This window comes from Photobacterium sp. WH77 (genome assembly GCF_022014395.1).
Taxonomy (GTDB): domain Bacteria; phylum Pseudomonadota; class Gammaproteobacteria; order Enterobacterales; family Vibrionaceae; genus Photobacterium; species Photobacterium arenosum.
The window spans coordinates 51,885-74,309 of the sequence record NZ_JAKLTE010000007.1; the positions used below are offsets into that span (position 1 = coordinate 51,885).

Genomic DNA, 22,425 nt, shown 5'->3' on the forward strand with positions numbered 1-22,425 from the left:
TTTCGCCCCAATGAAGGCTAGATTGTTGGCTACGCCTTGGCGATTGGATGTAACAAAATTACGATATGGATGCGATATGAACGAAAAGTACAGTGCGTTAAAAAGCAATGTCAGTATGCTTGGTCACTTGCTGGGTAATACAATCAAGGACGCCCATGGCAGCGAACTGCTGGAGAAAGTAGAAACCATTCGGAAACTGTCTAAGTCGGCCTGCGCCGGCAACAGCGATGACCGGGAAAAACTGATCACAGAGTTGCAGAACCTGCCGGACGATCAGTTGCTGCCTGTGACTCACGCGTTCAGTCAGTTCCTCAACCTGACCAACATCGCCGAGCAGTATCATACGATTTCTCGCCATTGCGAGGAGCTGGTGTGTAATCCGGATGAAATGGACTCGCTGTTCGCCAAGCTTAAAGATGAAAAGATCGGCGAGCTCGACTCCTTGCAAGCGGTCCGCGATTTGAATATCGAACTGGTGCTGACAGCCCACCCGACCGAAATTGCGCGTCGCACCATGATTCACAAGCTGGTGCAAATCAACAAATGCCTGTCCAAACTCGAGCTGAGCGAACTGTCCCACAGTGAGCGCCAGAAAGCCGAGCGCCGCCTGGAGCAACTGATCGCTCAGGCCTGGCATTCCGATGTGATCCGTAAACAACGCCCCAGCCCGCTTGACGAAGCCAAGTGGGGATTTGCCGTGGTTGAAAATTCACTGTGGCAGGCAGTACCGGAGTTTCTGCGTCAGTTTGATGAGAAACTGCACCAGCACCTTGGCGAAAGCCTGCCGCTGGACGCGGCACCGGTCAAGTTCTCGTCCTGGATGGGCGGCGACCGTGACGGTAACCCGTTTGTGACGGCCGAAATTACCCGCGAAGTCTTACTGCTGTCGCGCTGGAAAGCCGCCGACCTGTATCTCAATGATGTCCAGGAGCTGGTCAGCGAGCTCTCTATGGTCGAGTGCAACAGCGAAGTGCGCGAACTGGCCAATGGTGCCCACGAACCTTATCGTGAGATCATCAAAGGCCTGCGGACTTTACTGACCCAGACCCGCGATGTGCTGGATGCTCAGATCAAAGGCAGCGACAGCGTGCCGAAAGTGGCCATCCTGGAAGACATAGATCAGCTGTGGCAACCGCTGCACGCCTGTTACCGCTCACTGCATGAGTGTGGCATGTCTATCATTGCCGATGGGTTACTGCTTGATACCCTGCGCCGTATTCAATGCTTCGGCGTCCACCTGGTGCGCCTGGATATCCGTCAGGAAAGCACACGCCATTCGAATGTCATTTCTGAACTGACCCGCTATCTGGGGCTGGGCGACTACGATCAGTGGAGCGAGCAGGACAAAGTGGCCTTCCTGGTTCGTGAGCTGGCGTCAAATCGTCCCCTGCTGCCACGTAACTGGCAGCCATCGGAAGCGGTACAGGAAGTGCTGGATACCTGCCGTGTCGTAGCTGAACAGCCGCGCCAGGCACTGGGGGCCTATGTAATTTCCATGGCCCGTACCGCCTCGGATGTACTGGCGGTCCATTTGCTGCTGAAAGAATCCGGCTGCACCTTCCGTCTGGATGTCTGCCCGCTGTTTGAAACTCTGGATGACCTCAATAATGCGGAGTCTGTGATTACCCAGCTGATGAGCATCGACTGGTATCGAGGTTTCATCCAGAATCATCAAATGGTGATGATCGGCTATTCCGACTCAGCTAAAGATGCCGGTGTCACCGCGGCAGGCTGGGCGCAATACCGCGCGATGGAAGCCCTGGTCAATGTGTGTGATAACGCAGGTGTTGAACTGACCCTGTTCCACGGTCGTGGCGGCAGTATTGGTCGTGGCGGCGCACCCGCGCACGCGGCCCTGCTGTCTCAGCCTCCGCGCAGCCTCAAAGGTGGTCTGCGGGTGACCGAGCAAGGCGAGATGATCCGCTTTAAACTGGGTCTGCCTGATGTGGCCGTCAACAGCCTGAACCTGTACGCCAGTGCCATTCTGGAAGCCAACCTGCTGCCGCCGCCGGCGCCTAAACAGCAGTGGCGTGATGTGATGGACGTGCTGTCAGATGTCTCCTGCGAAGCCTATCGCTCGGTGGTCCGCGGCCATGATTCCTTCGTGCCTTATTTCCGCGCCGCCACACCTGAAATGGAGCTGGGTAAACTGCCACTGGGTTCTCGCCCGTCCAAGCGGAATCCTCAGGGCGGCGTAGAAAGCTTACGCGCCATCCCGTGGATTTTCGCCTGGAGTCAGAACCGTCTGCTGCTGCCAGCCTGGCTGGGTGCCGGTAAAGCAATTCAGCATGTCATCGATCAGGGCCATTCTGAGCTGCTGGAAGAAATGTGCCGTGAATGGCCATTCTTCTCAACGCGACTAGGTATGCTGGAAATGGTATACAGCAAAACCAATATCCAGATTGCCGAATACTATGATCAGCGGCTGACCGATAAGAGTTTATGGCCGCTGGGACAGGAACTTCGCAATCAACTGCAACAGGATATCAAGGTGGTTCTCAACGTGGAGAACAGCGATCACCTGATGGAGCAGGATCCCTGGGGGGCAGAATCTATCCGGCTGCGCAATGTGTATGTTGAGCCACTCAACATGCTGCAGGCGGAGTTACTGCACCGTACCCGCCAGCTGGAGAGCGAATCGCCGATTCTGGAAGAAGCCCTGATGGTCACCATTGCCGGCATTTCCGCCGGTATGCGTAATACGGGTTAATACTTCACCTCTTCGCAACATCAAACAGGCCGCCGGCAGGTGGCCTGTTTTTTTTGTCCATAATTTAGACAGCATAACTTTCTTCCTTTCAACTAAGGTCTATATGAGTGCTGTGAATCAATTTGATTGAAACTTTGTGCACTGCGCGCAGTCTACATAATTGGACGAGCGTCACAAGATAAGTAATTGCTCACTGTTCATCATGGAATATTTATGCTTCCAGTGGTTGCAGAGAATAAATTGATGATATCCTATGTGATCTCGACCGGGCACTGCAACAAGACGATTATAAAAACGCCTGAGAGCGGAAGGGTAACGTTATGCCTGGTCGGTTTATTTTTTTGTAGTATTTTAACGGATAGAAGAGATGTCACTACCACACGTCATATTGACCGTGCTGAGTTCGCGCGACGCGACCGGCTACGACATAACTAAAGAGTTTTCTCACAGTATCGGCTATTTCTGGAAAGCCAGTCACCAGCAGGTTTACCGTGAGCTAAACAAAATGGCCACCAACAATCAGGTTACCTGCAAACTGGAACCTCAGGAAGGCAAGCCGGATCGCAAGGTCTACTCTATCACTGATCTGGGCCGTCAGGCGCTGTTTGAGTGGTTCCAGGAGCCTGCCCGCAATCCGACCATTCGTGATGAATTCTCTGCCAAACTCCTGGTTTGCGGTGTACACAACTCACTGCCTATGCAGCGCCAGTTGGAAGCACTGATCGAGGAATCACACACCCTGATGAACCATTACCACGAGCTGGAAAAAGTCCATTTCGCCAATTACAAAGAAATGGATCGTCAGTCGCGCCTCGATCGCCTGACACTGCGTCGCGGTATCCATAACCGACAGGCTTGGATCGACTGGGCGGAAGAAGTCCTGGTAGAACTGCAAGATATCGACAGCGCCGACAGCAATGTCGCCATGGCCGCTGAGTAACCCTGCAGACCCTGATACACTGGCATCAGTGACCTATCGGCTCCTCAGCTACTCATCAGGGCCGATTCGTCATCTGCCAGCCAGATACAAAAAAAGCCGCAATGCGGCTTTTTCTTTTCCTGCCCGCTACTGTCATCAGGCAATGACGTCAGCTTCGGCACGCACACCTAAGGTATGGCAAATCGCATAAGTCAGCTCAGCACGGTTAAGGGTGTAGAAATGGAAATCTTTAACCCCTTCACGGCTCAGTACCCGCACCATATCAATCGCGTTACTGGCCCCGACCATCTGACGGCTCAGTAAATCGTCATCCAGCCCCTGATATTGTTTCTCTAACCAGTTAGGGATTTTCACATTGTTGGCCTGCGCGAAGCGCTTGGCCTGCTTCATGTTCACCACAGGCAAGATGCCCGGGACGATTTCGACATCAATACCGGCGGCAACACAGCGATCACGAAAGCGCAGGTAGCTTTCAACATCAAAAAAGAACTGAGTGATTGCACGGCTGGCACCGGCATCGACTTTACGCTTGAGGTTAATCAGGTCGGCCTGGGCACTTTTCGCTTCCGGGTGCACTTCAGGGTAAGCCGCCACAGAAATATCAAAATCCGCTTCTTCACGCAGCAGCTCGACTAAATCGACCGCATACATATCCGGCTTACCGCCCTGTGGCGGCAAATCGCCCCGCAGCGCCACGATATTGCGTATCCCGCTTTTCCAGTAGTCACGGGCGATGGCACGCAGTTCATCACGCGTGGCATCGATACAGGTCAGGTGAGGCGCGGCCAGCAGGCCGGTCTGATCTTTGATGTCTTTGATGATCGAGTGGGTACGGTCACGCTCGCCTGAGTTGGCACCGTAAGTCACAGACACAAATTTCGGCTTGAGCGTTTTCAGACGATGGATTGATGACCAGAGGGTTTCTTCCATCGCAGGCGAACTTGGCGGAAAGAATTCAAATGATACATTGATTGCGCCGTTCAAATCGGCGATGTTTTGATTTAACGCATCCAAGTGACTGGCGTAAGAATAACCCATAATTGAAACCTTCCTGCTGCTGGCCTGCGGCCTTCCCTCTGAACTCTGACGCCAAACAACCATTTAGACGTCTATATGTCCACAGAATGTCTTGTAACCAAATTAATGTCAACCGCGTGAACATGAATTTTTCTCAACATCAAAACCCAGTTTATTCAAGTCCAGAGTTTTACTATGCCGATTGCCCGCCAGGCAGCACCAATGCTGGGAAAAAACAGCAACAAGAAACAAAAAGGGCAGCGCAAGGCTACCCTTTGGATCTATCTCATAACGGGAAAATCTTACAAAAGCCGGGCCAGTCGGTTCAAATCCGACAATAACGCCCCTGCCGTCACATCCCTGCCCGCACCAGGACCGCGGATAACAAGCGGATTGTCCCGGTACCAGCGGCTTTCAATCGCAAAGATGTTGTCGCACGGCAGTAGGTTCGCCAGCGCATGCTCAGGCTCCAGCGCTTCCAGGCCCACCACGGCGTGACCATTTTTGTCCAGCCGCGCGATATAGCGCAGGACTTTTCCCTCACGCTGCGCTTTGCTCAGGCGCGCCTGCAAGCGCTCATCAAGCACATCACTTTGCTCAAAAAAGGCGTCCAGACTCAGGGCTTCCAGCTCCTCTGGCACCAATGACTCAACTTTGACCTGTTCAGGCTCCAGTGCCAGTCCGGATTCACGCGCTAAAATCACCAGCTTTCGCATCACGTCGCTGCCGTCCAGATCGTGGCGGGGATCCGGCTCCGTCAGCCCCTGCTGCCAGGCCTGTTCAAGCAACTGACTGAAAGGCAGGCTGCCGTCGAACTGCTGGAACAGCCAGGACAGAGTGCCCGAGAAAATGCCGGATACGGCAATAATCGTATCCCCGCTGTCGCGCAAATCTTTGACCGTATGATTGACCGGCAATCCGGCCCCCACAGTGGCGTTATACAGCCAGTGGCGGCTGCTTTTCTCGAACGCATCCACCACAGCGCGGTAGACTTTGCCTTTTGCAGAACCGGCGACTTTGTTGGCAGAAATCAGATGCAGGCCGTGGCTGGCAAATTCCGGGTAACGCTCAGACAGTGCTTTGCTGGCGGTGACATCCAGTACCACCAGCTCATCATAGTCATGCTGCCCCAGAGCCGGGAGCCAGTCCGTGCCGTCTGTGGCTTCATCATCAAACCGGGTCAGAGCCTGAACTGGCTCAATGCCCTGCAGATTAAGCCAGTAGCGCCGGCTGTCGGCCACCCCTATCAGGGTAAAGCTCATGCCGTGACGCTTTTCCAGCGCCACCTTTTCTTCTTCCAGCAACTCCAGCCAGCGGCTGCCGATATTGCCCTTGCCGCACAAGATCAGACCGATACGCTTTTGCGCCTGGAACAAATTTTGGTGAATCAGCTGAACCAGGGCCTGGGTATCGGCCTGCCGCAGCACCGCCACCAGACTCAGCCCGGATTCGGCTTCGGCAATAAATTCGACCGGCTGGCCTTTCAACTGCTGCTGGAAGCCATGACAGTGCACAGGGTTTATCACCACCCCGGCCCCTACCGCGGCCACCATAGTAAAACCGTCGCGCAAACGGATCTCGGCCGGTAAACCGCTGTCCTGCAGCAGTGCCAGTACCCCGTTGGCCACTTCGGCGGTATATGCCAGCAGAATCTGTCCTTTGTCGGTTTCCACCGCTTGAGCCAGCGGGATCAGCTGCGCTTTCGGCAGCAGAGTCGCCAGCTCGCGCTCCACCTGCTCCAGCGTCTGGGCACGGGAGACAGACAGCTCCAGCAGACAGACCTCATCCAGAGAGGTAATGATTTTGGCGCCACGGCCAGATGCCAGTACCCGCTCCACACGGGTCGAGCCAGATTCCGGCTGCAGGCTGCAGCGCAGTGTCAGGTCGATGGCACTCTGGGCCACAGGTTGCAGCGTGCGGCTGTGCAGCACAGGAGCCGCCAGACGAGCCAGCTCGTCGGCCTCATCAAGACGCAGCAAGGGCAACAGACAAGCATCACTGACCAGACGGGGATCCGCACTGTAGACACCGGCGACATCACTCCAGATGGTCACCCGGCTGACACCGGCCAGGGCGCCGATAACAGTGGCGGAATAATCCGAACCATTGCGCCCCAGCAGTACGGTTTCTCCGGCTTGATTGCTGGCCATAAAACCTGTGATCACCATGCGATGACCACTGTGCTGTGCCAGCTCATTTTGCAGCAACGGCAGTGAACGGCCGCGGTCAACTTCCGGCTGAGCGGCGCGCTCGGCACGCAGGAAACTCCGCGAGTCCAGCGCACGTGCCGCCATGCCTTTGTGTGTCAGCAGTGCGGCCAGTAATCGGGAGGACCAGAGTTCACCGTGTCCGAGTACCCAGGCTTGTCTGGCCGGGGTGATCTCGCTGTCAGTAAGCTGACCCAGCTCACTGAACTCCAGATGCAGCGAGGTTAACAGCTCATCCGCCACGGTTTCCTCTAGCAGCTCTTCGATGAGGTGCTGCTGGAAGGTGCGCAAATCCTGCAGGCTTTCATGCGCCAGCCGGCCATCTTTGCTCAGCAAAGACAGCCACTGAATCAGTCGGTTGGTTGTTTTACCGGCTGCCGAGACCACCACCAGATCATCGGCGCTGGAATACTGCTCGAGAATATGGACGACATTACGGTAACAGCTGGCATCCGCTAAACTGCTGCCGCCAAATTTGTGCAGCTGACGTGTCAGGGTCATTCACTGACCTCCGCCGCTTTGGTAAAGGCCTGAGCCAGATCGGCAATCAAATCATCAGCATCTTCAAGGCCCACAGACAGACGCAGCAACGACGGCAAGATACCGGCCTCGCGCTGCGCCTCATCCGACATGGCACGGTGGGTCATGCTGGCAGGATGCGCAATCAGGCTCTCCGTGCCGCCCAGTGACTCAGCCAGAGAGAAATCGTGCAAAGACGCCACAAAAACTTCCAGTTGCTGCATGCTGCCGGCCAGCTCAAAACTCAGCATGGAGCCAAAGCCTTTTTGCTGCCGGGCCGCAATCTCATGACCTGGGTGATCTGCCAGGCTGGGGTGATAAATCTTACCCACCAGCGGCTGGGTTTGCAGATAGGCCAGCAGCCGGGCGGAATTTTCTTCATGGACACGCATACGTGCCATCAAAGTACGTACGCCGCGCAGGGTCAGGTAAGCATCAAAGGGCGCGCCGGTGGCGCCGATACAGTTGGCCCACCAGGACAAGTTCTCGGCGTGCTCGCTGTCTTTCGCAATCAGCACCCCGCCAACCACATCGGAATGCCCATTGATATATTTAGTGGTGGAATGCACCACGAAGTCTGCGCCCAGCGCGATAGGCTGCTGCAGCGCCGGCGAGAGGAAAGTGTTATCCACCGCCACCAGCGCTCCCGCGTCATGCGCCTGCAAACACAGCTGCTCGACGTCAATCACCCGCAACAAGGGGTTGGACGGCGTTTCAACCCACACCAGTTTAGGTTTTCTGGCCAGTGCTTCAGCCAGTGCCTTAGGGTTGCCCTGATCGACAAAAAGCACCTTGAAGTCACCTTTGCCGGCACGGGTATTGAACAAGCGGTAGGTACCGCCGTAGCAGTCATGGGGGGCCACAACCAGATCATCCGACCCCAGCTGCGCCGTTGCCAGCAGGTTAATCGCCGCTGTACCGCAACTGGTCACCACACCACCCGCTCCGCCTTCCAGTTCCGCCAGAGTGTCTGCCAGTAAATTACGGGTGGGATTTCCCGAGCGGGAATAATCGTACTGAGGTAAAGTCCCTAATTCAGGGAAGCCATAGGTTGAGGTCAAGTAAATAGGTGGCACCACTGCACGAAATTGCTGATCGGTTTCAATGCCGCTGCGAACAGCGATAGTAGCTGTTTTCTTGTCACTCATGTAATTTGCTTCCTTGTTTCTGGGACCAGGCCAGAGGCCGACGAGAGTAAGATGCTTCAACCTTAGCGAGATTTAAAAAAGACGTCAACACTTCTAGACGTCTATATGTCTTTGCTTGTGGCAGTAAATGCCGCTAAAATTCCCCCCATACAATATTTCAAAACCCTATATCGCTGAGAAGGTAAACAATGGCAAAGTGGAACGGTGAGTACATCAGCCCTTATGCGGAACATGGCAAGAAAAATGAGCAGGTCAAGAAAATCACTGTCTCTATCCCATTAAAGGTGTTGAAAATCCTCACAGATGAACGCACCCGCCGTCAGGTAAATAACCTTCGCCACGCCACCAACAGTGAACTGCTGTGCGAAGCATTCCTGCATGCCTACACCGGCCAGCCACTGCCAACGGATGAAGATATCCGCAAAGATCGCCCTGACGATTTACCGGCAGAAGCTAAGGCCATCATGGACAGCCTGGGTATTGAGTACGAAGACATCAACGAATAATCAACATAACGCCTTGAGATAAAAAAAAACCAGCCATATGGCTGGTTTTTTCAATCATAAGCACACACTGTATGTCATTACACTTCCATGTAACCCACAGGCATTTCGATACGGGCAACGCCGGATTCCACAGCCGCTACCGCAACCGCTTTGGCAACCCGTGGCAACAAACGCGGATCCATAGGTTTAGGGATAATATAGTCCGGACCGAACTCCAGCTTATCCACACCTGCTGCTTTAACAACTTCTGCCGGTACCGGTTCTTTGGCCAGTTCGCGGATAGCGTTCACCGCAGCCAGTTTCATTTCATCGTTAATCTCGCTGGCACGCACATCCAACGCACCACGGAAGATAAACGGGAAACAAATGACGTTATTTACCTGGTTCGGATAATCCGAACGGCCGGTTCCCATGATCAGATCATTACGAACCGCATGGGCCAGCTCAGGTTTAATTTCCGGATCCGGGTTTGAACAGGCAAACACGATCGGCTTGTCAGCCATCAGTTTCAGCGACTCAGGGGCCAGCAGATCCGGGCCAGAGACACCGACAAAGATATCCGCGCCTTCGATAACATCTTCCAGGGTGCGCTTATCTGTGTTGTTGGCAAACAGTTGCTTATACTCGTTGATGTCATCACGACGGGTGTGAATCACACCTTTGCGATCCAGCATGTAGATTTTTTCACGCTGCGCGCCGCATTTGATCAACAGTTCCATACAGGCGACGGCCGCTGCGCCGGCACCCAGGCAGATGATCACTGCTTCTTTGATATCTTTGCCCTGCAGTTCCAGTGCGTTCAGCATACCGGCTGCCGTTACAATTGCCGTACCGTGCTGGTCATCATGGAACACAGGCACCTGGCAACGTTCGATCAGGCGTTTTTCAATCTCAAAACAATCGGGGGCTTTGATATCTTCCAGGTTAATACCACCAAAGGTATCGGCGATATTGGCCACAGTATCAACGAACTCGTCGATGGTACGGTGTTTCACTTCGATATCAATCGAATCCAGGCCAGCGAAACGCTTGAACAGCAGGGCCTTACCTTCCATAACCGGCTTAGAAGCCAACGGCCCCAGGTTACCCAAGCCAAGAATGGCCGTACCATTGGTAATCACAGCAACCATGTTGCCTTTACCTGTGTACTTATACACATTCTCTGCATTCTGGGCGATTTCCCGCACCGGCTCAGCCACACCAGGGCTGTAGGCCAGAGCGAGATCTTCTACTGTATTGGCAGGCTTGCTTAGTTCAACCGAAATTTTCCCGGGGACAGGGTAAGCATGATAGTGAAGTGCTTGTTGACGAAAATCTTCAGACATAATTATTAGAATCCTGAATGGATGGATGTTCTGTTCGGTTCGGTATTGAACAATCAATCATATTCGATAGCAGCACAAAATCCTAGTTCGCACAAGCTGGTAATACCAAGACAATTACCGTGACAGGCCAGAAGATATGCAGGGGTGGACAGGTTGGAGTCAATGACTACAAATAAATCAGTCATTAAAGGCGGGAAGAAACAGCAAATAGCAAAAAGGGACGCATATGCGTCCCTTTTCTCGACAGTGTCTTAAAGCAATTACTTGCTAGACAGAGCGCCGAAACGCTTGTTGAATTTGTCGATACGGCCACCGGTGCTCACTTGACGCTGCTTACCAGTGTAGAATGGGTGACATTTGTCACACACATCCAGGCTGATGTCTTTTTTCATGGTTGAATTAAAAACAAAAGCGTTGCCGCAAGAACATTTTGCGTTTACAGCTGTGTATTCTGGGTGGATACCTTGTTTCATGGGAAACCTCTAAGCTAAGGCCGTGTCGCTCTCCCGATCCAAAGCCGGGCACCACACGTGGTTAATAAATACTGCCAGGCCAAAGGCGCTGGACAAATAGGCGGCGTATGATAATCAATCAGCCGACACAGATCAACCTGCAATCGCAGTGTCGTCTTGCTTTGCCTCACCCCTTGTGCAAGGTACACTGCCATCTACCTGTAAGTATAAGTGATATCAGCCAATACCCATGACTGCCACCATTGCCAGGGTTGCCCTGCCCGTTCCGCTGGACAAAAGCTTCGACTACCTGATCCCATCGGGCCAACGGCCCGTGGTCGGTGGCCGGGTACGGGTGCCATTTGGCCGTCAGCAGCTGACCGGGATAGTGATTGCCCTGACGGAGCAGTCCGATTTTCCCCGCGACCAGCTCAAGCCCCTCAAAGCCGTTCTCGATAGCGAACCGCTGTGGCAACCGCCATTGTTTCAGTTGCTGGAGTGGACCAGCCGCTACTACCAGTACCCTTTGGGCGATACGCTGGCCAATGCCCTGCCTTCGGCCTTACGTAAAGGCAGACCGGCCAATGCCGAGATTCGTTACTGGCAATTGACAGAAAAAGGCCAGGAACAACCTCTGGCAGCGCTCAAACGGGCACCGCGGCAGGCAAAAGTGCTGACGCTGCTGCGCCATGGCGCGCTGAGTCACGATGCCTTACTCGACCAGGAGGTTAACAGCGCCACCCTGAAAACGCTGGCAGAAAAAGGCTGGGTCGACAGTTTTCACACCACAGCGTCCAGCGCCCACTGGCCAACGGATTTCGCCGTCACCGAAGAGAAGCCCCGCCTCAACGAAGAGCAGGCACTGGCGATTGCCAGCATCAATGCCAATCCGGGTTATGCCTGTTACTTACTGGAAGGTGTGACGGGTTCAGGCAAGACCGAAGTCTATCTCAACCTGATTGAGCCGGTGCTGGCCGCCGGTAAACAGGCCCTGGTGCTGGTGCCGGAAATTGGTCTGACGCCGCAGACCATCAACCGTTTTCAGCGTCGCTTTAATGTGCCGCTGTTCACCATTCACTCCGGCCTGAATGATACCGAGCGCCTCAGCGCCTGGCTGGCCGGGCGCGACAATCAGGCCGGCATCATTATTGGTACCCGCTCTGCCCTGTACACCCCGTTCGCGGATCTCGGCATCATTATTGTCGATGAAGAGCATGACTCGTCCTATAAGCAACAGGACAGCCTGCGCTATCACGCCAGAGACATGGCCGTGCTGCGGGCCAGCAAAGAAAACATTCCGGTTGTGCTCGGTTCAGCCACGCCGGCACTGGAAACCCTGCACAATGCCAGAACCGGCAAATACCACCACCTGCATCTGACCCGCCGCGCCGGTAACGCTCAGGCCGCCCGTCACGGGGTACTGGACATGAAAGGACTCCATCTGGAGGCAGGACTGTCCGCACCGCTGATTGCCCGTATGCGCCAGCATCTGAGCGCTGGCAATCAGGTGATGCTGTTTCTCAACCGCCGCGGGTTCGCGCCGGCGCTGATGTGCCACGAATGTGGCTGGCTGGCGGAGTGTAAGCGATGCGATGCGTATTACACTTACCATCAGCACTCCGGCGAGCTTCGCTGCCACCATTGCCAGACCCAGCGTCCTGTCATGCCCCAGTGTCAGCAGTGCGGCTCGACTCAGCTCCAGACCGTCGGGGTCGGCACCGAGCAGCTTGAACACCAGCTCGCCAGCTTGTTTCCTGAGTTCCGTACCGTGCGCATTGATCGCGACAGTACCCGCCGCAAAGGCAGCCTGGACAATTACCTTGAGGCGGTCAGAAACAAGGAGTACCAGATCCTGATCGGCACCCAGATGCTGGCCAAAGGTCACCACTTTCCGGATGTGACCCTGGTAGCGCTGGTCGATGTCGACAGCGCCCTGTTCAGTAATGACTTTCGGGCTGCGGAGCGGCTGGCACAGCTGTTCATCCAGGTCGCAGGCCGTGCTGGCCGCGCCAGTAAACCGGGTGAAGTGCTGCTGCAAACCCACCATCCGGAACACAGCCTGCTTCAGGCCCTGCTCTACAAAGGGTACGACCACTTTGCTGTTCAGGCGCTGACAGAACGCCGTCAGGCCATGTTGCCGCCTTTTACTTATCTGGCACTGTTCAGAGCCGAAGCAGCGCAAAGTGAGCTGGCCGAGCAGTTTCTGCATCAGATGCGCGGCATTCTGGAGGCCAGCCCGCTGTTTGAGGCTCACACTCTGGTGCTGGGCCCCAATCCGGCGCCTCTCTCCCGCCGCGCCGGTCGCTACCGGTGGCAGTTACTGCTGCAGGCGCCCGACAGGAAAACCCTGCAAACTCTGCTGTCTGTGGCCCGTCCTGCCATTAACTTGCTGCCATTGGCGCGGAAAGTGCGCTGGTCGCTAGACGTCGAACCTCAGGATTTAAGCTGAAGATAAGATAATTAATGCGATTTGGATCACAAGCCCAATGTAATTTATGCTATTTGGCACATGTTTAAACCCGCATAAAGCGCCTACAATAACAGGCTTGTTGGACCAGGTTTCTGCACCGATTTGGCTGCGATCCTCCAGCATTATTGAGAGAAATGTCTTAGAGAGGAACTATTTATGGCGACAATGAAGGATGTTGCCCAGCTAGCCGGAGTCTCTACCGCGACTGTGTCGCGCGCTCTGATGAACCCGGAAAAAGTGTCAGCCTCGACCCGTAAAAAAGTCGAACAGGCTGTCATGGATGCTGGCTATTCCCCGAATTCCCTGGCTCGTAACCTTAGGCGCAATGAATCCAAAACCATTGTCGCTATCGTCCCCGACATCTGCGATCCCTATTTCACGGAAATTATCCGGGGGATTGAAGAAGCGGCGATGGAATATGGCTACCTGGTACTGCTGGGCGACAGCGGCCAGCAGAAAAGCCGGGAGAACTCATTCGTGAATCTGGTGTTCACCAAGCAGGCAGACGGCATGTTACTGCTGGGCACGGATTTACCCTTTGATATCAGCAAACCGGAACAGAAAAACCTGCCTCCTATGGTGATGGCCTGTGAGTTTGCCCCTGAGCTGGAGCTGCCGACCGTCCACATTGATAACCTGACCGCAGCATTTGAAGCCGTGAACTACCTGACCCAGATGGGCCACAAACACATTGCCCAAATCACAGGTCCCGACAGTGCCATGCTCTGCCAGTTCCGCTCTCAGGGTTATCAGCAGGCCCTGCGCCGTGCCGGCACAGAACTGAATCCGGCTTACACGGTAAAAAGTGATTTCACCTTTGCCGGCGGTGCCCGCGCTGTGACCACCCTGTTATCGCTGCCGGAGCCACCGACCGCCCTGCTGTGCCACAACGATGTCATGGCCATCGGCGCCATGCAGCAAGCCAAGCGATTAGGGATCAATGTCCCTCAGGATCTGTCTATCGTAGGGTTTGATGATATCCAGTTCGCCGAATACTGCGATCCGCCGCTGACCACAGTGTCGCAGCCACGCTATGAAATTGGCCGTCAGTCGATGCTGATGCTGCTGGACATACTGCAAGGTAAGGACATAGCTGCCGGTTCGCGCCTGCTGGATGCCAAGCTGGTCATCCGGGAAAGTGCCGCGCCGCCGCCAACCAAGCCGCAATAGCCACCGCGACCTGAGCTGAAAAAATCACCACTTTGAGCAAAAGGTCACAGAATGATCGGGAAGCTCTGCCTCTGTGGCAGGTACAGGCTTCCCGACACTAGCCAGTGTGGACACTTCTTTGTACCATGTCAGACCATTAGTCCAACAATCATCAAGACATTGTGGCAACCAAAGATTACGTCAAGCGAGGCCGGGCCGCGAAAAAGCCCGCCAGAAGAACGCCTTCCCGCAGCAGCAAACCCAGTGGCCAGTTCCCGGTAAAATGGGCACTGATCGCCCTGTGCCTGGTTATTGCCCTCGGCTATGGCTTATATTTTCTGTCTTCGTCACCCAAGCCTGCAGCACCCCATGCGACCCCGGTTAAGCCGCCGCCGGTCACAGTCAAAGACAAAACGCCGCCTGCACCTGCCGCCAAACCCAAGCAGGAAACCAGCACCAAAGTCGACACCAAGCCTGTGACTGCGCCTAAGCAACAAGAAAAATTACCGCCTAAACCGGCAGAAAAATGGCGCTACATCGAAGAGCTGGAAAATAAAGAAGTGCAGGTGGAAGCGAAAAAGGTACCGGATAAGCCGGGTCGCCCTTATCTGATGCAGTGTGGCGCTTACCGCTCGCCAGGGCAGGCGGAGGAGCGCAAAGCCATGATTGCTTTCCAGGGGCTCACCAGCCAGATCAAAGTGTCTCAGGGTGAAAAAGGCAGCTGGTATCGCGTAGTACTCGGCCCATACCCGCAGAAACGCAAAGCCGAAAGTGATCGCAATATGCTGCGTCGGGCCGGGATTGAACCTTGCGCCATCTGGTACTGGGACGCCTGAGTCGTTTGCTGACCTGATAACGGCTAACTACACTGATTAAGGATGCTGAAGCAGACAAAACGCTGCCAAGGCATCCTTTTTTTATGGCCTTCACCGCGCAGATTGTTTCGTTTGCCTTGAAATCGGAAACCACCATCCCCAGATCTGCGGCTATACCCATACCGGCCCACGAGCCGGACTGATGCTAAGAGGTAATACCGTGACAACCATAGTCTCTGTACGTCGCAATGGAAAAGTCGTCATCGCCGGTGATGGCCAGGTCTCACTGGGCAATACCGTCATGAAGGGCAATGCCCGCAAAGTCCGCCGCTTATACAACAATCAGGTACTGGCAGGATTCGCCGGCGGTACCGCCGATGCCTTCACCCTGTTTGAGCGTTTCGAACGCAAGCTGGAAATGCACCAGGGGCACCTGATGAAAGCCGCGGTCGAACTGGCAAAAGACTGGCGTACCGACCGTAGCCTGCGCCGCCTGGAAGCCTTACTGGCCGTTGCGGATGCCACCGCCTCGCTGATCATCACAGGTAACGGTGATGTGGTTCAGCCGGAAAACGACCTGATTGCCATTGGCTCAGGCGGTAATTTTGCGTTATCCGCAGCCCGGGCGCTGCTGGAAAACACCGAGCTGGATGCTCGCACCATAGCTGAGAAGTCGCTGACCATTGCTGGTGATATCTGCGTTTACACCAATGACTTCCAGACTGTTGAAGAACTCGATACCCAGTAAGGATTCCCCATGTCTGAAATGACTCCCCGCGAAATTGTTCATGAACTGAACCGCCATATTATCGGCCAGGACAAGGCCAAGCGTGCTGTGGCTATTGCGCTGCGTAACCGCTGGCGTCGCATGCAGCTGCCGGAAGAGCTGCGCGTTGAAGTGACCCCGAAAAACATCCTGATGATAGGGCCGACCGGTGTCGGTAAAACCGAAATCGCCCGCCGTCTGGCTAAACTGGCCAACGCCCCTTTCATCAAGGTTGAAGCCACCAAATTCACCGAAGTCGGTTATGTCGGTAAAGAAGTGGAAACCATCATCCGCGATCTGACTGACGTTGCGGTCAAAATGACCCATCAGCAGGCCACCGAAAAAGTCCGCTTCCACGCTGAAGAGCTGGCAGAAGACCGCATCCTGGATGTGTTGCTCCCGCCCCCGCGTGATGCCTGGGGCAAGAATGAAGAAAGCGACACCAATTCGGCCACCCGTCAGTCATTTCGCAAAAAGCTGCGCGAAGGCAAGCTGGATGACAAGGAAATAGAAATTGACGTGGCCGCCCCTCAGATGGGTGTCGAGATCATGGCCCCTCCCGGCATGGAAGAAATGACCAATCAGCTGCAGGGCATGTTCCAGAATCTGGCGGGCAACACCACCAAAAAGCGCAAGATGAAAATCAAAGATGCGCTCAAAGCGGTGACCGAAGATGAGGCCTCCAAGCTGGTTAATCAGGAAGAGCTGAAAGAGCTGGCTATCCACGCAGTTGAGAACAACGGTATCGTCTTCATTGATGAGATCGACAAAATCTGTAAGCGTGGCGAAAGCTCTGGCCCGGATGTGTCCCGCGAAGGGGTCCAGCGTGACCTGCTGCCGCTGGTGGAAGGTTCGACGGTCTCGACCAAACATGGCATGGTCAGAACCGATCATATCCTGTTCATCGCGTCCGGCGCCTTCCAGGTAGCACGTCCGTCTGATCTGATCCCGGAGCTGCAGGGCCGTCTGCCAATTCGTGTTGAACTTGAAGCCCTGACCAGCGAAGACTTCAAGCGTATCCTGACCGAGCCGAACGCGTCGCTGACCGAGCAGTACCGCGCCCTGATGGCCACGGAAAATGTCACCATCAGCTTTACTGAAGATGGCATTGCCCAGATTGCCGATGCGGCCTGGCAGGTCAACGAGCGCACCGAAAATATCGGTGCCCGCCGTCTGCACACTGTGCTGGAGCGCCTGATGGAAGAGCTCTCTTATGATGCCTCCGAGCAGGGCGGTAAAGAGCAGATCATCGATAAAGCCTATGTGCATGCCCATCTGGGCGAGCTGGTGGAAGACGAAGATCTCAGCCGCTTCATCCTGTAACCCGAGTAGTTAACTTAGCCACTCGGTTATCCTTACTCAGCGGGATGCCAGATTATCGATCGGCATCCCGTTTTTTATCTTCTTGTTGCGCCAGAACAACATTCCTTTCTGTAATCGGGCCATACTCACACCCTATACTGTCTTTATCTTGGGATCATGGCTTTGTCCTCTCTTTCCGTCTGGCTGGATGCGACCCGGCCCAAAACCCTGCTGCTGGCCATGGCCGCTTTGCTGTGCGGTAACAGCCTGGCCGCTGCCCAGGGGCACTTTTCACCGGCGATCGCCCTGCTGGCTCTGCTGACAGCTTTGCTGCTCCAGATATTGTCTAACCTGGCCAACGATTATGGCGACGTGCGCAAAGGAACGGATAACCGCCACCGACTGGGGCCGCAGCGCGGACTGCAGCAGGGCCGGATTTCCCTACCTGCCATGCGGGCAGCCATAACCGTAACCCTGACGTTAACCACCCTGAGCGGCATCGCCCTGCTCTGGCTGGCCCGACCATCCCTCACCGTCTTGCTCAGCTTTATGGCCCTGGGTGTCGCTTCTGTGCTGGCAGCACTGGCCTATACCTTAGGCGCGAAACCTTATGGTTATCGCGGGTTGGGCGATCCTGCGGTACTGTTCTTCTTCGGCTGGGTCGCCGTCGGCGGCAGCTATTATCTGCAGAGCCAACAGTTCCAATGGGCCATTTTACTGCCAGCGACGGCCAGCGGACTGCTGGCGGTCGGGGTACTGAATCTCAATAACCTGCGTGATATTGATAACGACAGGGCCTGCGGAAAACTCACTCTGGCGGCAAGACTCGGTCCGACAGCAGGCCGCTGGTATCACCTGCTGCTCATGGCAGCCAGCCTGCTCGGCTTTGCGGCCTATGCCCTGCTGACAGCCCGTTCACCGTGGGGCTGGTTGTTTCTGCTGGCCGCCCCCTGGTTGCTGGCGCATGCCGCTAACGTGCTGGCCACGCAAAAAGCGCAATCATTGGCTCCTATGCTGGCCTTACTGGCTAAAATAGCACTGATGACTAACCTGCTGTTTGCCATCGGATTGCTTGCCGACCGCTAAAGCATGGCGTCGAGATTGCAATGCAGCCTGAGCTGGTTATACTTTCAGCAAGTTAGTGAATGGGCGCTTTCTGCTTCCTGTCCTGCTTAATATTACTGCCAATAAAGAAGCGAGCTTATGGAATACAATACCTCTGAACTCTGTGATATTTACCTCGACCTGGTTGACGTGGTTGAGCCAATGTTCAGCTCTTACGGTGGCCGAAGCTCATTCGGAGGCCAGATCACCACAGTAAAATGTTTTGAAGACAATGGTCTGCTTCAGACTGTGCTGGCAGAACCGGGCGCTGGACGAGTCCTGTTAATTGATGGTGGCGGTTCGCTTCGTCGCGCGCTGATTGATGCCGAACTGGCGCAAATGGCAGTACAGAGTGAGTGGGAAGGCATCATAGTGTATGGCTGTGTGCGCCATGTCGATGAATTAGATGAGCTGGATATCGGTATTCAGGCCATGGCTTCAATTCCAGTCGGCGCTGACAAGCAAGGAACGGGGGAAGTAGACGTCGCTGTTAATTTCGGGGGAGTCACCTTCCTGCCGGAAGATCATCTCTATGCAGACAACACCGGGGTAATTTTGTCTCCGGAACCTCTGGATATCGACTGATACCCCGCTGACATTCTGTGCGCTTTAAAGAAAAACAGAGCCAAATGGCTCTGTTTTTCTTGCGGGTGGCAGTTGTTGTGGAAATTATTCCACCGTTTCCATTTTACCCAGCAGCATGCGGACACGCTCCTGCCACGCCTGATGATCATTACGCAGCTTCTCGTTATCCTGGACCAGTGACTCACGATCTGCGCGCAGTTCCTGAGCAAGGTTTACCAGATTATCGTTTTTCTCTTTCAGTTCTTCCACTTCCATCTGCAGCAGGGAAATGGTATCGACAGCCATTTGCACTTTGGCTTCCAGCTGTTCCAGCATCTCTAAAGACATAATTTTCACCCTATCAGCACCTGCGCAAGACCGCAGCTTAAACTGCGTCTACCAGGCAAATTACAATTCCAATGTAGCCCCTATTCTAACTAGGCCTTATTCGTCTGGCATCTACTAATACCACGCTTTGCCACAATCGGATAAAAATCATCCAAACTTCCACAACATTTTACCTTCAGTAAGGCATCGCGCGCTGCCAGACACGGTGAACTGTTAGCGATCACTCAGTTTTCCCCTGCACATTTTGAACCGCTGCGGCTGACATGCTAGTGTTCGCGCCTCTCAACACGAAATAGAGTATTAACTCTATTCATACCTTTCGCTTTCCTTTCGATATCGACCAATCAAACAAATTATATGCTCGAACGCACATTTTTGATTCGCGGCCCTTTCGGATAAATCACCATTCGAGTATTTTTTGGTCACATAACGATAACAACTCTATTACCTATCACTCGACACAAGGATTGGCACATGACAAAACGACAACCCCCTACGCTGCTTGGCGAATGCCTGGCAGAATTCATTGGCACCGGACTGCTCATCTTCTTTGGAGTAGGCTGTGTCGCCGCGCTGGTGTTAGCAGGTGCTAACTTCGGTCAATGGGAAATCAGTATTATGTGGGGACTTGGAGTCACCATAGCGATTTATTGCACGGCGGGTGTCTCCGGCGCGCACATTAACCCGGCCGTCACCATTGCATTAGCCATTTTTCACGGTTTTGATAAAGCAAAAGTACTCCCTTACATCCTGTCTCAACTGGCTGGCGCCTTCTGCTCGGCCGCGTTGATATACGGCCTTTACAGCAATCTGTTCACCGAATTCGAAAGTGCGCATGGGATTGTTCGCGGCAGTGTCGAAAGCCTGGCCACGGCTGGCATTTTTTCTACCTACCCGAATCCTGCCCTGTCATTGAGCGGCGCCTTTGCCGTCGAGTTTGTCATTACCGCTGTGCTGATGTTTGCCATTCTGGCCATAGGTGATGAGAAAAACGGTACACCCCGTGGTGCTCTTGGCCCGGTACTGATAGGTATACTGATCGCCGTGATTGGTGGCTCACTCGGCCCGCTGACTGGCTTTGCCATGAACCCGGCCCGGGATTTTGGCCCCAAGTTTTTTGCTTACCTGGCTGGCTGGGGCGACATGGCGCTGACTGGCGGAAAAGATATTCCTTACTTTATCATCCCTATTCTGGCGCCGATTGCCGGTGCCGGCTTCGGTGCCTGGCTGTATCCGAAAGTCATTGGTGTCTATCTGCCGGGTAACCGCTGTACCCTGCCGAACCAATGTGAATCAGACAATGAGAAAGAAGTCGCGCAAGCCTGATTGCAGCGCTATCTATAATTAATCAGAGAAGAGGATCCTCAGATGACCACAGAACAAAAGTACATCGTCGCACTCGATCAGGGAACCACCAGTTCACGCGCTGTGATCATGGATCATGACGCCAACATAGTCTGCACTGCGCAGCGCGAATTCACTCAAATCTACCCCAAAGCGGGCTGGGTTGAGCACGACCCGATGGAAATCTGGGCCAGTCAAAGCTCCACTATGGTGGAAGCCCTGGCCAAAGTCGGTATCCGCACCGATCAGATTGCCGGTATCGGTATCACCAACCAGCGTGAAACCACCATTGTCTGGGACAAGAACACAGGCAAACCTGTCTACAACGCCATTGTCTGGCAGTGCCGCCGTACCGCCGACATCTGCCAGCAGCTGAAACAGCAACAGGATCTGGAAGCCTACATCCGTGACAACACAGGCCTGGTCGTGGACCCGTATTTCTCCGGCACCAAAATCAAGTGGATTCTGGACAACGTCGAAGGAGCCCGTGAGCAGGCCGAAGCAGGTAACCTGCTGTTCGGTACCGTAGATACCTGGCTGATCTGGAAACTGACCCAAGGCCGTGTTCATGTCACCGACTACACCAACGCCTCCCGGACTATGCTGTTTAACATCAACTCGCTGGAGTGGGATGAAAAACTGCTCAAAGTCATGGATATCCCGCTGTCTATGATGCCGGAAGTGAAAGCCTCTTCCGAGATCTACGGTCAGACCAACATTGGCGGCAAAGGCGGCACCCGTGTGCCTATCGCGGGTATTGCCGGTGACCAGCAGGCCGCACTGTTTGGTCAGATGTGTGTGGAACCGGGTCAGGCCAAAAATACCTACGGCACCGGCTGCTTCCTGCTGATGAACACAGGCAAAGAGAAAGTCAACTCGCAGAACGGCCTGCTGACCACCCTGGCCTGCGGCCCGAAAGGCGAGCCGGCTTACGCACTGGAAGGGGCGGTCTTCATGGCCGGTGCCTCGATCCAATGGCTGCGTGATGAGCTGAAACTGCTGGGCGATGCCAAAGATTCTGAGTACTTTGCAGAAAAAGTAGGCAGTGCCAACGGTGTGTATGTGGTGCCGGCCTTCACCGGTTTAGGCGCCCCTTACTGGGACCCGTATGCGCGCGGCGCCATTGTCGGCCTGACCCGAGGTGTCAACAACAACCACCTGATCCGCGCCACACTGGAAAGCATTGCTTACCAGACCCGTGATGTTCTGGATGCCATGCAGGCGGATTCAGGGATCCATCTGGCCGCACTGAAAGTGGACGGCGGTGCGGTGTCCAACAATTTCCTGATGCAGTTCCAGTCTGATCTGCTGAACACCGAAGTGCACCGCCCCGTGGTGACAGAAGTCACCGCACTGGGCGCCGGGTATCTGGCCGGTCTGGCAGTGGGCTTCTGGGACAGCATTGATGAGCTGAAAAACAAAGCCGTACTGGAGCGCAGTTTCACCCCGTGTCCGGATGACAGCAAACGCGCCCGACGCTATAAAGGCTGGAAGCGCGCCGTGGAATGCGCCAAAGGCTGGGCCATCGACGAGGACGAGTAATCCCCGCCGAGCCGTTGTCACGCCGAGTCTTTTCACGCAGAGTGTTTTAACTCTGACCACAAGCCTGCCCTTCCCGGCAGGCTTGTTTTTTTATCGATACCTTGCAGCAGGAAACGCTGCGCTGGCGTCTGTGTTACAATTCGCGCAGAGAATCGACACCCCGATATCTGTGACTGACCTGATATCTTTTTACTGAG

At 54.6% G+C, this 22,425-nt stretch carries 18 protein-coding genes; 12 read left to right on the forward strand and 6 right to left on the reverse strand.

The window, feature by feature from the left end:
- The first annotated feature begins 76 nt into the window (after window positions 1-76).
- Window positions 77-2,710 (forward strand): phosphoenolpyruvate carboxylase, encoded by a 2,634-nt coding sequence (gene ppc / locus L6J37_RS09540; protein ID WP_237794883.1) that lies wholly within the window; start codon window positions 77-79, stop codon window positions 2,708-2,710.
- 367 nt (window positions 2,711-3,077) lie between these two features.
- Window positions 3,078-3,650, forward strand: coding sequence for a PadR family transcriptional regulator (locus L6J37_RS09545; protein WP_120513767.1), 573 nt, complete (start codon window positions 3,078-3,080; stop codon window positions 3,648-3,650).
- A gap of 135 nt (window positions 3,651-3,785) precedes the next feature.
- Here L6J37_RS09545 and metF read toward each other — a convergent pair whose 3' ends face one another.
- The 3 genes from metF to L6J37_RS09560 form a co-directional block, all read right to left on the reverse strand.
- Window positions 3,786-4,688 carry a methylenetetrahydrofolate reductase gene (gene metF, locus L6J37_RS09550; protein ID WP_192015950.1) on the reverse strand — a complete coding sequence of 301 codons (903 nt, stop codon included), beginning with the start codon at window positions 4,686-4,688 and terminating at the stop codon, window positions 3,786-3,788.
- Window positions 4,689-4,969: 281 nt separating this feature from the next.
- On the reverse strand, window positions 4,970-7,375 hold the full coding sequence (locus L6J37_RS09555; protein ID WP_237794885.1) for a bifunctional aspartate kinase/homoserine dehydrogenase II: 2,406 nt from the start codon (window positions 7,373-7,375) through the stop codon (window positions 4,970-4,972).
- Window positions 7,372-8,541: an O-succinylhomoserine (thiol)-lyase gene (locus L6J37_RS09560; RefSeq protein WP_237794887.1), complete on the reverse strand. Its 1,170-nt coding sequence runs from the start codon at window positions 8,539-8,541 to the stop codon at window positions 7,372-7,374. The genes L6J37_RS09555 and L6J37_RS09560 overlap by 4 nt, the downstream gene beginning before the upstream one ends.
- 188 nt (window positions 8,542-8,729) lie before the next feature.
- Between L6J37_RS09560 and metJ the strand changes: the two genes are divergently transcribed.
- Window positions 8,730-9,047 carry a met regulon transcriptional regulator MetJ gene (gene metJ, locus L6J37_RS09565; protein WP_027250617.1) on the forward strand — a complete coding sequence of 106 codons (318 nt, stop codon included), beginning with the start codon at window positions 8,730-8,732 and terminating at the stop codon, window positions 9,045-9,047.
- Window positions 9,048-9,124: 77 nt separating this feature from the next.
- Here the strand turns inward: metJ and L6J37_RS09570 are convergent, their stop codons facing one another.
- Both L6J37_RS09570 and rpmE read right to left on the reverse strand, forming a co-directional pair.
- Entirely contained in the window at window positions 9,125-10,372 is a 1,248-nt protein-coding gene (locus tag L6J37_RS09570; RefSeq protein ID WP_161445616.1) for a malic enzyme-like NAD(P)-binding protein, read from the reverse strand.
- Window positions 10,373-10,632: 260 nt separating this feature from the next.
- Window positions 10,633-10,845: a 50S ribosomal protein L31 gene (gene rpmE, locus L6J37_RS09575; RefSeq protein WP_192015953.1), complete on the reverse strand. Its 213-nt coding sequence runs from the start codon at window positions 10,843-10,845 to the stop codon at window positions 10,633-10,635.
- 229 nt (window positions 10,846-11,074) lie between these two features.
- On the opposite strand from rpmE, the gene priA reads away from it, so the two are divergent.
- The 7 genes from priA to rraA all read left to right on the forward strand — a co-directional run bounded on the left by priA (window position 11,075) and on the right by rraA (window position 19,015).
- Complete coding sequence (gene priA, locus L6J37_RS09580; protein ID WP_237794892.1) at window positions 11,075-13,273, forward strand: primosomal protein N'; 2,199 nt, start codon at window positions 11,075-11,077, stop codon at window positions 13,271-13,273.
- Between the two features lie 177 nt (window positions 13,274-13,450).
- On the forward strand, window positions 13,451-14,464 hold the full coding sequence (gene cytR / locus L6J37_RS09585; RefSeq protein ID WP_192015955.1) for a DNA-binding transcriptional regulator CytR: 1,014 nt from the start codon (window positions 13,451-13,453) through the stop codon (window positions 14,462-14,464).
- Between the two features lie 161 nt (window positions 14,465-14,625).
- Window positions 14,626-15,279 carry an SPOR domain-containing protein gene (locus L6J37_RS09590; protein WP_237794893.1) on the forward strand — a complete coding sequence of 218 codons (654 nt, stop codon included), beginning with the start codon at window positions 14,626-14,628 and terminating at the stop codon, window positions 15,277-15,279.
- A 199-nt stretch (window positions 15,280-15,478) separates the two neighbouring features.
- Window positions 15,479-16,006, forward strand: a complete 528-nt coding sequence (hslV, locus tag L6J37_RS09595; protein ID WP_027250611.1) for an ATP-dependent protease subunit HslV — start codon at window positions 15,479-15,481, stop codon at window positions 16,004-16,006.
- Window positions 16,007-16,015: 9 nt separating this feature from the next.
- Entirely contained in the window at window positions 16,016-17,347 is a 1,332-nt protein-coding gene (gene hslU, locus L6J37_RS09600; RefSeq protein ID WP_237794894.1) for an HslU--HslV peptidase ATPase subunit, read from the forward strand.
- Window positions 17,348-17,503: 156 nt separating this feature from the next.
- Window positions 17,504-18,412 (forward strand): 1,4-dihydroxy-2-naphthoate polyprenyltransferase, encoded by a 909-nt coding sequence (locus L6J37_RS09605; RefSeq protein ID WP_237794895.1) that lies wholly within the window; start codon window positions 17,504-17,506, stop codon window positions 18,410-18,412.
- 117 nt (window positions 18,413-18,529) lie between these two features.
- On the forward strand, window positions 18,530-19,015 hold the full coding sequence (gene rraA, locus L6J37_RS09610; RefSeq protein ID WP_192015960.1) for a ribonuclease E activity regulator RraA: 486 nt from the start codon (window positions 18,530-18,532) through the stop codon (window positions 19,013-19,015).
- An 84-nt stretch (window positions 19,016-19,099) separates the two neighbouring features.
- Here rraA and zapB read toward each other — a convergent pair whose 3' ends face one another.
- A complete protein-coding gene (gene zapB / locus L6J37_RS09615) occupies window positions 19,100-19,342 on the reverse strand; it encodes a cell division protein ZapB (protein WP_192015961.1) in 243 nt (80 codons plus the stop codon).
- A 474-nt stretch (window positions 19,343-19,816) separates the two neighbouring features.
- Here zapB and L6J37_RS09620 point away from each other — a divergent pair, with 474 nt between their 5' ends.
- Window positions 19,817-20,668, forward strand: coding sequence for an MIP/aquaporin family protein (locus L6J37_RS09620; protein WP_237794896.1), 852 nt, complete (start codon window positions 19,817-19,819; stop codon window positions 20,666-20,668).
- A 42-nt stretch (window positions 20,669-20,710) separates the two neighbouring features.
- Entirely contained in the window at window positions 20,711-22,228 is a 1,518-nt protein-coding gene (gene glpK, locus L6J37_RS09625; RefSeq protein ID WP_192015963.1) for a glycerol kinase GlpK, read from the forward strand.
- Window positions 22,229-22,425: the final 197 nt, after the last annotated feature.

Excerpts from the sequence above, each read along its gene's own strand:
- ppc (WP_237794883.1), top strand. The coding sequence starts at position 77 with ATGAACGAAAAGTACAGTGCGTTAAAAAGCAATGTCAGTATGCTTGGT.
- L6J37_RS09555 (WP_237794885.1), bottom strand. The coding sequence starts at position 7,375 with ATGACCCTGACACGTCAGCTGCACAAATTTGGCGGCAGCAGTTTAGCG.
- L6J37_RS09605 (WP_237794895.1), top strand. The coding sequence starts at position 17,504 with ATGGCTTTGTCCTCTCTTTCCGTCTGGCTGGATGCGACCCGGCCCAAA.
- L6J37_RS09620 (WP_237794896.1), top strand. The coding sequence starts at position 19,817 with ATGACAAAACGACAACCCCCTACGCTGCTTGGCGAATGCCTGGCAGAA.
- priA (WP_237794892.1), top strand. The coding sequence starts at position 11,075 with ATGACTGCCACCATTGCCAGGGTTGCCCTGCCCGTTCCGCTGGACAAA.
- L6J37_RS09570 (WP_161445616.1), bottom strand. The coding sequence starts at position 10,372 with ATGTCTGAAGATTTTCGTCAACAAGCACTTCACTATCATGCTTACCCT.
- zapB (WP_192015961.1), bottom strand. The coding sequence starts at position 19,342 with ATGTCTTTAGAGATGCTGGAACAGCTGGAAGCCAAAGTGCAAATGGCT.
- rpmE (WP_192015953.1), bottom strand. The coding sequence starts at position 10,845 with ATGAAACAAGGTATCCACCCAGAATACACAGCTGTAAACGCAAAATGT.
- cytR (WP_192015955.1), top strand. The coding sequence starts at position 13,451 with ATGGCGACAATGAAGGATGTTGCCCAGCTAGCCGGAGTCTCTACCGCG.
- metF (WP_192015950.1), bottom strand. The coding sequence starts at position 4,688 with ATGGGTTATTCTTACGCCAGTCACTTGGATGCGTTAAATCAAAACATC.
- glpK (WP_192015963.1), top strand. The coding sequence starts at position 20,711 with ATGACCACAGAACAAAAGTACATCGTCGCACTCGATCAGGGAACCACC.
- rraA (WP_192015960.1), top strand. The coding sequence starts at position 18,530 with ATGGAATACAATACCTCTGAACTCTGTGATATTTACCTCGACCTGGTT.
- L6J37_RS09545 (WP_120513767.1), top strand. The coding sequence starts at position 3,078 with ATGTCACTACCACACGTCATATTGACCGTGCTGAGTTCGCGCGACGCG.
- hslU (WP_237794894.1), top strand. The coding sequence starts at position 16,016 with ATGTCTGAAATGACTCCCCGCGAAATTGTTCATGAACTGAACCGCCAT.
- metJ (WP_027250617.1), top strand. The coding sequence starts at position 8,730 with ATGGCAAAGTGGAACGGTGAGTACATCAGCCCTTATGCGGAACATGGC.
- L6J37_RS09560 (WP_237794887.1), bottom strand. The coding sequence starts at position 8,541 with ATGAGTGACAAGAAAACAGCTACTATCGCTGTTCGCAGCGGCATTGAA.